Source organism: Streptomyces sp. NPDC034037, assembly GCF_055575715.1.
Window position 1 is genome coordinate 53,959 of record NZ_JBVISC010000002.1, and the last position, 13,062, is coordinate 67,020.

Consider the following 13,062-nt stretch of genomic DNA (forward strand, 5'->3'; position numbering starts at 1 on the left):
CCGGTTCGGCGTGCGGTCCGTTCGGCGGGTGGTCCGTTCGGCTCAGAGCGCGGCGAACGCGGCCGCGCGCCGGCGCAGCAGTGCCGCCGTCTCGGTCATCAGCTGCTCGGCGATCGCATCCACGTGCCGCGACTGCCAGGACTCCAGGACGGTGCCGCGCGCCCAGGAGTTGAACGCGCCCATCGCGGGCCCGCAGTAGATCAGGTAGTCGACGGTCCTGCCGGGTTCGCCGCGGCGCGCCAGCTCGAAGCCGCGGTCGAGGTAGCTCCTGAAGGCGTCGGCCATCCGCCGCTTGGGGTCGCCGGCCCGGGAGGCGGACGTGAGCGGGGCGCGCAGGAACTTCTCCTCGATCTGCCGGCGGGTCGGCGCGTCGAGGGCGTCGAGCGAGTCGTGGCGGCGCCACAGGTCGTGGAGTTTCGTGGCGCGCGCCGGCAGGAACACCCCGCGCTTGACGACCTGCGCGCGTACGCCGAGTTCGAACATCTCGGCGGCGGGCGCGAGGGCCACGTCGTGGACGTCCAGGGACTGGAGCAGGTCCTTGACCGCCGTGCTGGTGTCCGCCTCGGGCGTGCACTGGTTGATGGACCCGGTGAGCACGAAGTCCGCGCCGAGGAGGAACGCGGCGGCGGCCGCCTCCGGGCTGCCGATGCCGCCGGCGGCGCCGACGTGCACCCGCGGCCCCGGTCCGGCGGCGGCGTCGCGCAGCCGGAGCACGGCGGGCAGCAGCGTGGTCAGGCTGCCGACGGCGTCGTACCAGCCGGAGCCGGTCTCCACGCACAGGTCATCGGCCAGCGGCAGGTTCGCGTACCGCGCGGCGTCGTCCTCACGGACCTGGCCCGCGTCGACCAGTTCGCGGACGAGCGCGGGTGGGGCGGGCGCGAGGAAGGCGGCGGCCATGTCGGTGCTCGACACCTTGGCGAGCACCCGCCCGCCGCTGAGCCGGTACCTGACCAGGGCCGGGGTGATCCGCAGGAAGCCGGAGGCCTCGACGGTGCGCACGCCTTTGCGCAGGAAGAGGTCGACCAGGACCGACTCCCGGTCGGGGTCGGTGTGCTGGTGCAGCAGGTTGGCGCCGTAGGGCCCGTCGGCGCCGAGCCCGGCGCGCACCGCGTCCAGGCCCGTCCCGACCTCGTCGAGGGGGAGCCCGGCGGTGCCGAAGAAGCCCATGCCGCCCGCCTTGCCGAGCCGCACCAGGAGGTCGGCGCCGGACACGCCGCCGTACATGGCTCCCGCGAGGTAGGCGTAGCGCAGGCCGTAGCGCTCCCGGAACGCGGCGGCGCCGAGGGCGGCGGGGCCGCCGCCGGCCCGGGTCCCGACGGGCTCGGCCGCCACGACCCGGGGCTCCACCCTCCCGGGCTCGGCCGCCACGACCGGGGGCTCCGCCTCCGCCACCGCGGGCTGCGCCTCCGCCACGGCGGGCTCGGCCTCCACAGCCGCATGCCCCGCCGCCACAGGCACAGGCTCCGCCTCCGCCACCGCGGGCTCCGCCTCCAGCACCAGGGGCTCCGCCTCCGCCCTGATCTTCGTGACGAGCTTGTCGAGGACCCGCCCCGGCCCCAGTTCCACGAACGTGAAGTCGCCCTTGCCCATGAGGTAGCGGATCGTGTCGGTCCAGAGCACGGGCGAGGCGATCTGGCGGGCGAGCTGCCGCGCCACCTCGCCGGGGCGGTAGGGCCGGGCGTCCACGTTGGCGACGACGGGCACGGCGGGATCGCGCAGGGTGAAGCCCGCGAGGAAGCGGCCGAACTCCCCGGCGGTCTCCCGCAGGTAGCGGGAGTGGAAGGGGGCGCTGACGTTGAGCTGGACGTAGTGCGCGCCGAGCCCCTCGAACACCGGTTTGGCCGCGGTGATCTGCTCGGTGGGCCCGGCCAGCACGAACTGGCCGGGGGCGTTGTGATTGGCGATGTCCAGCGCGGTCAGGCCGTGCTCGGCCAGGGCCCGCTCGACGGTTTCGAGGTCGCACTTGAGGACGGCCGCCATCCGTCCCCCGTCGGCGCGGCTCATCAGTTCGCCGCGGCGGGCGACCAGGCGCAGTCCGGTCTCGAAGTCGAAGGCTCCGGCGGCGAACAGCGCCACGTACTCGCCGAGGCTGTGCCCGACGAAGTAGTCGGGCGGCGCCGGGTTCTCGCGCTGCTCGCGCAGCCAGGCGAGGGCGCTGACGACGTAGAGGGCGGGCTGGGTGAACCGGGTCAGCTTCAGCTCGCGGCGGGGGTCCTCGACGCACAGTTCGCGGATCGAGTAGCCGAGCACCGAGTCGGCGAGCGCGGTCTGCTCGGGGAACTCGTCGAAGAGGTCCTTGCCCATGCCCTTGGCCTGGCTGCCCTGGCCCGGGAATCCGTACACCTTCATGACGCCGTCCTTGGATACGGGGAGTGCGGGGGGTGCGGGGAGCGCCCGGCGCCGGGTGGCCGGTACGGCGGCGCGCACGGCGGCGAGGGAGCGGATGTCGTCGCCCAGCGGGCTGAGCAGCGGCAGCGACCGGGAGCGCGAGGTCGCGGGCAGGCCGTTGCGGGTGAAGTTGTGCAGGGTGCCCGAGGGGCCGAGGTCCACGTACTGGAAGGGGCCGCGCCGCTCCAGCGCGGCCAGCGTTCCCGCGTACTCGATGGGCAGCCGGGTCGCCCGCCACAGGTGGTCCACCGTGACGCGGTCCACCTCGCCGCCGGTGGCGCAGGAGACGACGGGCAGCCGCGGCGCCTTCAGCTCGGCCCCCGCCATGACGGAGCGGAACAGCGGCTCACCGGGGTCCATCCGGCGCGAGTGGAAGGCGTACGGGACGGGGACGCGGTGGCACACCACCTTGCGGGCCCGCAGCTCCTCCTCGGCGGCCACCAGGTCCTCGTGCGCGCCGGAGAGGACGAAGTGCCCCGGGTAGTTGCGGGCGGCGACCTCGGTGCGCTCCCGCAGCAGCGGCACGCGTGCGTGCAGTGCCACGTCGTCCAGTACGGCGAGCATGCCGCCGCCCGGCGCGGCGCGCAGCGCGGCGGCCTGGCGGACGAGGAGCCGCAGGCACTCCTCGGCGTCCAGGACGCCCGCGAGGACGGACGCGGTGAACTCGCCGAGGCTCGCGCCGAGCAGCAGGTCGGGCTCGATGCCGTCCGCGATGAGGGTCTCGGCGGCGGCGAGTTCGACCATGACGATCGCCGGGTGGGTGAAGGCGATGTCGTCGAACGGTTCGGCGCGGCCCCGGCCGGGCGCGTACAGGGCCGCGAGCACGGACTCGCCGAGCTCGTCGGCCGCCGCCGCGTCGAGGCGGTCCATGACGCGGCGGAACACCGGTTCCCTCTCGTACAGGGCCGCTCCCATTCCGCTGTACTGCGAGCCCTGTCCGGAGAACTGGAAGACGACGGGGCGGTTCAAACGCGTTCACCGCCCTGCTGTTCGCGTATGTCGGCGACGCGGAACTCGCCCTCGTGGAAGACGCCGAGGCCGGGCGGCGCGGCGCGCTCGCGAAGGGCGGCGTCGGCGAGTTCCCCCACGGGCCCAGCGAGGCCGTCGAGCATGGCTTCGAGCACGTTCTGCAGGCCGAGCAGGAGCCGGGTGGCGGCGGCGTCGGTGACCTGGTCGCGGTGGTAGGACAGGTGCACGGTGACGACGTTGGTGGGGAAGACGTCGAGGCGCAGCGGGAAGCCCATCTTGGAGACGAAGAAGGCGGTGCCCGAGCGCTCCATGGTGTCCACGCCGACGTTCTGGAACACGATGTAGCTCTCGCAGGGCAGCGTGCCGGGCGGCAGGTCGCTCCAGCCGAGGACGGTGTCCAGGGGCGTCGTCTCGTGGCCGCCCATCTCCACGAGGGCGCCGAGGACGTCCTTGAGGAAGGACCCCGCGTCGCGCTCGCGGTCGAGGCGGGTGCGCAACGGCAGGATGTTGAAGGCGGGGCCCACCATGGTCGAGAGCGCGTCGGGGTCGGCGACCGGTGAGGAGCGCCCCGCGAGGAGCACGCCGTGCGTGACGTCGTCGGAGGCGGTGTACGCGGCGTTGACCAGTGCCCAGGCGCCCTGGAACAGGGCGTTGAGCGGGAGGTGGGCGCGCTGGGAGAGGCGGCGCAGGCCGAGGGTGGTGTCCCGGTCGAGGGTGATGATCTGACGGGCGCAGCCCTTCTCGGCCGGCTGTGCGGGCAGCAGGGCGCGGACGCCTTCGGACAGGGCGGTCGGCCGGGTCAGGCCGGCGAGGGCGCGCCGCCAGTACTCCTCGGCGGGCCGCGCGGGCAGGGCGCGTACGCCTTCGACGAACTCCTTGAAGGGCAGGCGTGCGGGGGCGGGCGCCGGGGTGCGGCCGGTGGCCGCCGCGTCGAGCAGTTCCTGGAGCCGGTCGGTGACGATCTCGAAGCTCCAGCCGTCCAGGCAGAAGTAGTTCAGGCTCACCACGACGAGCGCGGTCTCCGCGTCGAGCAGGGCGACCAGGTAGCGCAGTGCGGAGGCGGTGCCGAGGTCGACGCCGCGGTCCCGGTCGGCGGCGAGGTAGGTCTCCAGGCGGGCGTCCTGCTCGGGGCCCGCGAGGCCGCGCCAGTCGGCGAAGGTCGTTTCCGGGGCGGCGTCCTCGTGCACCACCTGCACCGGCTCGGCGAGGCCGTCCCAGGCGAAGGTGGTGCGCAGCAGCGGGTGCTCGCAGATGAGCCGGCGGAAGCAGTCGACGAAGACGTCCTCGCTGAACGCGGAGACCTGGAGCAACTGCATGCGGTGCACCAGGAAGAGGCCGGGCTCGGGGCGCTCGCGCCACTCGCCGAGCGCCCACTGCTGGAAGGGCGAGAGCGGGTAGACGTCGACCACTCCGGGGGCCTCGGACAGCTCGCGCAGCGCCGCGTCGGCGTCCTGCCCGGGGGCGGCCCGCTGCTCGGGGGCGGTGGTGTCGGCGGCGGCCCGTTCGTCGAGGGCGGCGGCCAGGGCGGCGATCGTGCCGTGCCGGAAGACGAGCTGCGGGGCGAACTCCAGGCCGCGCTGCCTGGCCTTGGCGACGACGTGGATGGTGTGGATGGAGTCGCCGCCCAGCTCGAAGAAGTTGGTGTGCACGCCCACGTCGTCCACGCCGAGCACCTCCGCCCACAGTTCGGCGAGGACGTGTTCGGTGGGGGTGGTGGGCTCGGCGGCGGCGCCGTCGGTGTCGCCCTGTTCCGGCACCGGCGGCAGCGCGTCGCGGTCGAGTTTGCCGTTGACGCCGACCGGCAGGGTGCGCAGCGGCAGGAACGCGGCGGGCACCATGTAGTCCGGGACACTGTCCTTGAGGAAGCGGCGCAGGTCGCGGACCAGTTCGGCGCCCGCGCGGTCGAAGGCGGGGTCGTTCGTGAGGGGTCCGGCCCGCCGGGGGTCGGGCAGGTCCAGGTGGTGGGTGCCGGTGCGGCTGAGCAGGACCGCGTAGCTGCCGTCGGTGGTGTCGGGCATCCAGGAGACCGTGACGGTGAGGCCGGTGTCGGCGCCGAGGCGCCACCACTCCTCGGGGTCCACGTGGCCGGCGGTGCCGGTCGGGGTGTCGCGGACGAGTTCGCCGACGATCTCCTCGGCGTCCTTGTCGCGCAGCAGGGCTCGCCGGGCGTTGACGGCGGCGAGGCGGGCGTTGGGCACGCCGCGTACGACGAGCGCGTCGGGCCGCTCCTGTTCGAGGCGCCGGCGGACCTCGTCGAGGCCGGCGGCGTCGGCCCAGTCGAGGGTGCGGACGTCCGTGTCGGAGGCGGGGTCCCGTGCCGTGACGCGCAGGACGGCGTCGTAGCGGTAGCGGGTCAGTTCGTTGTCGTGGCGGCCCCGGCGGAGCTGTATGTCGACGCCGCCGATGGCGGGCCGCTCCTCGCGCAGGGCGGTGAAGAAGGCGGGGTGGACGAGGAGTTCCTGCTCCTGGCGGATCCGGCGGGCGATGCGTCCGCGGAGGCGGCCGGCGGGGAGCTTCGCCGTGGCGCGGCTCAGCTCGACGTCGGTGTGGAAGGTGTCGAGCAGGGCGAGGTTGCGCAGGTCGCCCACGAAGACGGCGCCGTCCCCGGTGAGGCTGTCCAGGGCCTGGCCGAGGACCTTGCGCAGGTAGGCGCCGTCGGGGAAGTACTGCGCGACGGAGTTGAGGATCACCACGTCGTACGGCTCCTCGTCGAGCCCCGCGCTCTCGTCGGCGGCGCGGTGCGCGAGGGTGACGCCCGCGAGGTCGGGGCGCTCGGCGAGCAGCCGGGTGCGCACGAAGTCCAGGGCGGCCGAGGAGATGTCGGTGCCGTGGTAGCTCTCGCAGTGCGGGGCGATGCGGGAGAGCAGCAGGCCGGTGCCGCAGCCGATCTCCAGGACCCGTCGGGGGCGCAGGGCGAGGATGCGTTCGACGGTGCCGTCGACCCACTCCCGCATCTCCTCGGCGGGCAGCGGCTCACCGGTGTAGCTGCTGTTCCAGCTGACGATGTTGAAGTCCGCCTCGCGCGCCCCCGTGCCCCGCGCGTAGGCCTGGTCGAAGACCTCCGCCCACTCGGCGACACGCTCGGCCATCGGGTCCTCGTCGTCGCCGGGCGCCTGCGCGGCGGGCGCGGTGTCGGGCACGACGTAGGCGACGAGCTGCTTGTGCCCCGCCTCGCGCGGGTCCTCGCGGGTGACGACGGCCGCGTCCAGGACGCCGGGGTGCCGGGTCAGGGCGGCCTCGACCTCGCCGGGTTCGATCCGGATGCCGCGCACCTTCACCTGGAAGTCGGCGCGGCCGCGGTACTCGATCGCCCCGTCGGGCAGCAGCCTGGCCAGGTCGCCGGTCTTGTACAGCCGCTCGCCGGGCGCGCCGAACGGGTCGGGGACGAAGCGCTCCTCGGTCAGTTCGGGCCGGTTGTGGTAGCCGCGGGCCACCTGGACGCCGCCGATGTGCACTTCGCCGACGACGCCGACCGGTACGGGGTTGAGCCGTTCGTCCAGGACGAGGACGCGGGTGTTGGCGATGGGGCGGCCGATGGGCACGACGCCGCGCTCGTCGCCGGGCACGCACTGCCAGGCGGTGACGTCGACGGCCGCCTCGGTGGGTCCGTAGAGGTTGTGCAGCTCGGTTCCCGGCAGCTTGGCGAAGAACCGCTCCTGGAGGGCGAACGGCAGCGCCTCGCCGCTGCACACCACGCGCCGCAGGTCCGCGCAGCGTCCGGCGAGGCCGTCGGCGCCCTCCTCCTGGCCGAGGAAGACCTGGAGCATCGAGGGCACGAAGTGGGCGGTGGTGATCCGCTCGGCGCCGATGACCTCGGCGAGCCTGGCGGGGTCCTTGTGCTCGTCGGGGCCGGCGACGACGAGGGTGGCGCCGGCCAGCAGCGGCCAGAAGAACTCCCACACCGAGACGTCGAAGCTGAACGGTGTCTTCTGCAGCACCCGGTCGGTGGCGTCCAGGCGGTAGCGGTCCTGCATCCACAGCAGCCGGTTGACGATGCCGCGGTGGGTGTTGAGGACGCCCTTGGGCTCGCCGGTGGACCCCGAGGTGTAGATCATGTAGGCGAGCGTGTCGGGGCCGGCCCCGTGCGCGACCGGTCCTTCCGGCTCCTCGGCGATGCGGGCCCAGTCGGCGTCGAGGGCGCACACCCCCGCCTCGGTGGGCGGCAGCCCGGCCCGCAGGTGCTCCTGGGTGAGCACGAGCATGGGGGCGGCGTCGTCGAGCATGAAGGCGCGGCGCCGGGCGGGGTGGTCGGGGTCGACCGGGACGTACGCGGCGCCCGACTTGAGCACGCCGAGCAGCGCGACGACCAGCTCGATCGAGCGCTCGGCGCAGACGGCGACGGTGCGTTCGGGGCCCGCGCCGCGGCCGCGCAGCCAGTGGGCGAGGCGGTTGGCGCGGCGGTCCAGTTCCGCGTACGTCACCTCTTGGCCGCCGAAGACGACCGCGGGGGCGTCGGGGGTGCGGGCGGCCTGGTCGGCGATCAGGTCGTGCAGGCAGCGCTCGGCGCCGTCGAAGGCCTGCGCGGTGTCGTTCCACTCCTCGACGATCCTGCGGCGGTCGGCGTCGGGCAGCACGGGCAGCCGGGACACGGCGACGTCGGGCCGGGCCGCCGCGGCCTCAACCACGACACGGAAGGCGTCCATGAGGCGGCGCACGGTGGCCGGTTCGAAGACGTCGCGGTTGTACTCCACCTCCACCAGGAGCTCGTCGGCGCAGTCGACGACGCTGATCCACAGGTCGAACTTGGAGGTGGCGATCCGTACGCCCTCGATGGCCTCGATGACCAGCTCGTCGCCCGGCTTCAGCTCCCGGGCGGGCAGGAAGTTGAAGCAGACCTGGAACAGCGGGTTCTGCGACAGGTACCGCTCGGGCCGCAGGGCGTCGACCAGGACCTCGAAGGGCACTTCCTGGTGCTGTTGGGCGCCGTTGACGACCTCCTGGACCCGCCGCAGCACCTCGCGGAAGTCGGGGTCCCCCGCCATGTCCGTGCGGTAGACGAGGGTGTTCACGAACATGCCGATCAGCGGCTCGATGTCGACGTGGGTGCGGTTGGTCACCGGTGAGCCGACGGGGATGCCGCTCTGGCCCGTGTAGCGGTGCAGCAGGACGTTGAGCGCGCCGAGCAGCACGACGAACAGGCTGACGCCCTCGCGCCGGCACAGGGCCTGCAGCTCGTCGCGCAGGGCGGCCGGGTAGACGTCCCTGAGGTCGCCGCCCTCGAAGGTCTGGACGGGCGGCCGGGGCCGGTCCAGGGGCAGCTCCAGGTTCTCCGTGCCCTCGCCCAGCTGACGCCGCCAGTACGCGAGCTGGTTCTCCAGGCGGTCGCCGGAGAGGTACTCGCGCTGCCAGACGGCGAAGTCCGCGTACTGCACGGCCAGTTCGGGCAGCGGGGAGGGCCGGCCCGCGGCGAACGCCTCGTACAGCGTGAAGAGTTCCTGCCAGAACAGGCCGAGCGACCAGCCGTCGACGACCACGTGGTGGGCGTTGAGCAGGACCACGTGCAGCTCGGGGGCGAGCCGGTAGAGGGTGACGCGCAGGAGCGGGCCCGTGGCGAGGTCGAAGGGCCGGCGGCCCGCCTCGAAAACCAGCGCGTCGAGCCGCGCCGGGTCGTCGGTGAGGTCGACGAGTTCGACGGGGACCTTGACGTCGTCCACGATCTCCTGCCACGGCTCGCCGTTCTCGCTGGGCAGCCGGGTGCGCAGCGACTCGTGCCGGCGCACCACCTCCTCGGCGGCCCGCTCCAGGACCTCGCGGCGCAGCGGCCCGCGGACGCGGAAGCTCATCGGGACGTTGTACGCGGGGCTGTCGGGCACCATCTGGTCCAGGAACCACAGGCGGCGCTGGGCGTAGGAGAGCGGCGGGCGGTCGTCGGCGGGGCGGCGCGGGATGCGGGTGGTCCCGGACGTGCGGGCCGCGCCGCTGAGCTTCTCCAGCAGGGCCCGCTTCTGCGGGGACAGCCGCGCCTTGCGCGAGGTGGCGAGATCTTCGCGGGACATTGCGGGGGAACTCCTTGGTGGTCTCGGCGGTGTCCTGGCTCTCGCCGTTTCACGCGAGCGGCGGGCGTACGGTCCGGTTCACGCGAGCAGGGTGGTCACACTCTCCTCGGGCAGCTCGTCGATGCGCTCGATCAGCTCGGCCTCCAGCATCTGGACCATGTCGGCCAGGGTGCGGGCCTGGAACAGCTCACCGAGGTCGAGTTCGATGGGGAAGCCGCTCTTGAGGCGGGAGATGATCTGGGTCGCCAGGATCGAGTCGCCGCCCACTTCCTGGAAGTCGTCCTCGGGGCGGACCGAGGTGACACCGAGCACGTCGCGCCACGCGTCGGCCACCAGCTCCTGGAGCGGGCCGCCGGACGGCTCACCCGCCGCCGCTCCCGCCGCGACGGCCGCACCGGCTTCGGCGGCGCCGGCGGCCTCGGCGGGCGGTTGCGCCACGGGGCGCGCGGCGCTCGGGGCCGGGGCGTCGGGCAGCGCCCGCACGGGCTCCCCCGCCTCCCGTGCGCCCTCCAGTTCCGCGAGGACGACGGCCTGGTACGCCTGGTCCTCGCGCACGGGGGCCGGCGTCAGGGCGCGGACCGCGCGGAAGCCGCCGCGCTCCAGGGCCTGGCGCCACAGGGAGACGCTGAGCAGCGGGGAGCCCGGGATGCGGCAGTCGTCCTCGTAGGCCCACCAGCCGCCCATCAGCCCGAAGGTGAGGGTGAAGAAGTCCTGCGCCCGCGTGGTCTCCAGGAGGATGAGCACGCCGCCGGGGCGCAGGAGCTGCCGGGCGTGGGCCAGGGTGTCGTCGACGCGGCGGGTGGCGTGCAGCACGTTGCAGGCGAGGACGAGGTCCTGGCTGCCCGCTTCGAAGCCCTGCTCCACGGGCGCCGACTCGATGTCCAGCGGCGCGAAGGTGACGTAGGGGTGGTCCTTGCCGTACTGGTTGCGCCCGTACTGGGTGAAGCCGCGCGAGATGTCGGTGTAGACGTAGCTGAGCCGCCCGTCGGAGGCGTCGAGCGCGGGCAGCACCTTGGCGGTGGTGCCGCCGGTGCCGGCGCCGATCTCCAGGACGGAGAGGGTGGCCCCGGGGTCGCGTTCGCGCCGCGCCCGGACGTAGCGGGCGACGAGCCCGGCCACCAGGCCGTTGGTGTCCCCGTCGCTGTGGTAGACGGCTTCCACGGCGTCGAAGGAGCCGCCGGGGAAGAGCACCTCGTGCGCCTTCTTGCGGCCGGTGAGGACGTCGGGCATCTCTTCGAGGCAGAGCGTCAGGAGGTGGAAGTAGCCGTCCATCTCGGCGTACTCGGCGGTCACTTCGCCCTTGAGGCGGGCCAGTTCGCTCTCGTCCCAGGTGAGCCGGCCGGGTTCGGCGACGAGGTCGGTGGTGAGCAGGTGTTCCCCCTCGGCGCGCAGGTAGCCGCCTTCGGTGAGGACGCCGAGCAGTCCGTGGAAGAGCGCCGCGTGCTCGTCCACGACGCCGAGCCGGCTCACCAGTTCCGCCTCGGTGTAGCGCTCGCCCGCCGCCGCGAAGACGTCCATGCGGCGCAGCGAGGCGAAGAGCATCCTGCGGCAGACGCCGGTCAGCTCGCGCACCATCACGTCGGAGCGCAGCGCGGCTTCCAGGTCCGCGGCGGCCGGGTCGGACCGCAGGTGCTCGGCGGCAGCGGCGTCGAGGTCGGCGAGGACGGAGGGCACGGCGTTCGCCGCCGCCGCCGCACGGGCGCCGCCTCGGTCCGCCGGGCCCTGGGCGGTGCCGTCGGCCCAGGCGTGCGGGAAGACCTCGCGGGCGAAGGGGTGTCCCGGCAGGGCGACGCGGCGCGGCGCGGTGCCGGTGTGCAGGCGGGGCCAGTCCACCGGGGCTCCGGTGACCCAGGCCGCCGCGTACTCGTCGACGTCGCGGCCGGCGGGGCGGGTCGCGGGGCGGCGTTCGGCGGCCCGGCCGCTGTAGGTGCCGGGCACCGCGGCGGCGCCGTCGGCGAACGCGTCGAGGCGCGTGAGCAGTTCGTCCGTCGACGTGGCGGTGACGGCCACGCGTTCGGCGAACGCCTCGCGGCCCACTTGCAGGGTGTACGCCACGTCCCGGAGCGCGAGCCGATCCGGCTCGGCCGCGCGCAGGTGGGCGGCCAGCGCGGCGGCCTTCTCGCGGAGCTGGTCCCCCCTCTTGGCGGAGAGCGGTACGACCATCCGGCGCTCGGGCGTGGGCAGGGCCGCGGGGCGGGTGTCCACGTGCTCCTCGATGACGATGTGCGCGTTGGTGCCGCTGTAGCCGAAGGAGCTGACGCCGGCGACGCGGGGCTGATCGGCCTCGCGGTCCCAGTCGGCCAGTTCGCGGCTGACGTAGACGGGGCTCTCGTCGAAGTCGGCGTGCTTGTTCTCGGTGCGGAAGTTCGCCGCGGGGGGCAGTTTGCCGTGCCGCATGCACAGCAGCACCTTGATGGCGCCGAGGACACCGGCGGCGCCCATGGTGTGCCCGATGTTGGCCTTCACCGAGCCGACGGCGCAGAACCGCCTGCGGTCGGTGAACTCCGCGAACGCCTCGGTGAGGCCGTGCACCTCGATCGGGTCGCCGAGGCTGGTGCCGGTGCCGTGCGCCTCCACGTAGCGCAGGCGGGCCATGTCGACGCCGCTGCGGCGGTAGACGTCGCGCAGCAGCGCGCTCTGGGCGGCGGAGCTGGGCGAGGTGATGCCGGAGGTGCGGCCGTCCTGGTTGGTGGCGCTGCCCCGGATGACGCCGAGGATCCGGTCGTTGTCGCGCACCGCGTCGGAGAGGCGCTTGAGGACGAGGGTGCCGACGCCCTCACCGACGAGCATGCCGTCCGCGTCGGCGTCGAAGGGGCGGCAGGCCCGGCCCGGCGAGACGGTGCCGAGGGCCTCCATGGTGACGAAGGTCCCGGGATGGTTGGCGACGTACACGCCCGCGGCGAGCGCGAGGTCGGACTCGCCGTCGAGGAGCAGCCTGCGGGCGATGTCGACGGCGACGAGCGAGGACGAGCAGGCGGTGTCGACCGTCATCGCGGGGCCGCTGAGGTCGAGCTGGTAGGCGAGGCGGGCCGCCATGATGCTGGTGTCGGCGCCCATCAGGGCGTGCGCGGAGTACTCCGATTGGGGTGCGAGGCCGGTGCTGCCGACGATGGTGGCGACCGCGCGGCCGCGCAGCGCGGAGGCGTCCTGGGCGGCGTCCTCCAGCGCGTGGTAGCAGGATTCGAGCAGCACGCGCTGGGCGGCGTCCATCGCGGCGGCCTCGCGCGGGGCGATGCGGAAGAACGCCGGGTCGAAGCGGTCGCTGTCGGCCATCCGTCCGTAGCGCGGCGCGGCGGCGTCCGGGAAGTGCTCCTCGAGCAGGGCGAGCGCCACGGGGTCGTCGACCTCGGTGGTGCGGTCCTCGCCCGAGGCGATCACCTGCCAGAGTTCGTCGGGGTTGTTCGCGCCCGCGGTGCGGCAGTGCATGCCGATCACCGCGACGGCCTCCGGCGGGGTGGCGGGGGCGAGCCGGTCCGAGATGCGTGCGGCGAGCCCGTCGAGGTCACCGGCTTCGCTGACCGCGCTGGTCGGGAGCGTGGTGCCGAACCGGGAGTTGATCTCCTCGGTGAGTGCCACGGCCGCGGCGAGGTCGAGGCCCAGCTGATCGAAGGGCGTACCGGAGACGCGCTCGGGGGTGAGGTCGAGGACACGGGCCGCGAGTTCCGACAGCGCCTGCTTGACGTGGGGCGACATTGACTTCGTATCTCCT

3 protein-coding genes are annotated in these 13,062 nt (G+C 73.9%); all 3 read right to left on the reverse strand.

The window, feature by feature from the left end; genetic code table 11:
• Positions 1 to 42: 42 nt before the first annotated feature.
• The 3 genes from fabD to ACZ516_RS06185 all read right to left on the reverse strand — a co-directional run bounded on the left by fabD (position 43) and on the right by ACZ516_RS06185 (position 13,046).
• Positions 43 to 3,357 carry an ACP S-malonyltransferase gene (gene fabD, locus ACZ516_RS06175; protein WP_469008779.1) on the reverse strand — a complete coding sequence of 1,105 codons (3,315 nt, stop codon included), beginning with the start codon at positions 3,355 to 3,357 and terminating at the stop codon, positions 43 to 45.
• Positions 3,354 to 9,353 carry an amino acid adenylation domain-containing protein gene (locus ACZ516_RS06180; RefSeq protein WP_469008780.1) on the reverse strand — a complete coding sequence of 2,000 codons (6,000 nt, stop codon included), beginning with the start codon at positions 9,351 to 9,353 and terminating at the stop codon, positions 3,354 to 3,356. Before ACZ516_RS06180 ends, fabD begins: the two co-directional genes overlap by 4 nt.
• A 78-nt stretch (positions 9,354 to 9,431) precedes the next feature.
• Positions 9,432 to 13,046, reverse strand: a complete 3,615-nt coding sequence (locus tag ACZ516_RS06185) for a beta-ketoacyl synthase N-terminal-like domain-containing protein (protein ID WP_469008781.1) — start codon at positions 13,044 to 13,046, stop codon at positions 9,432 to 9,434.
• Between the last annotated feature and the right edge of the window lie 16 nt (positions 13,047 to 13,062).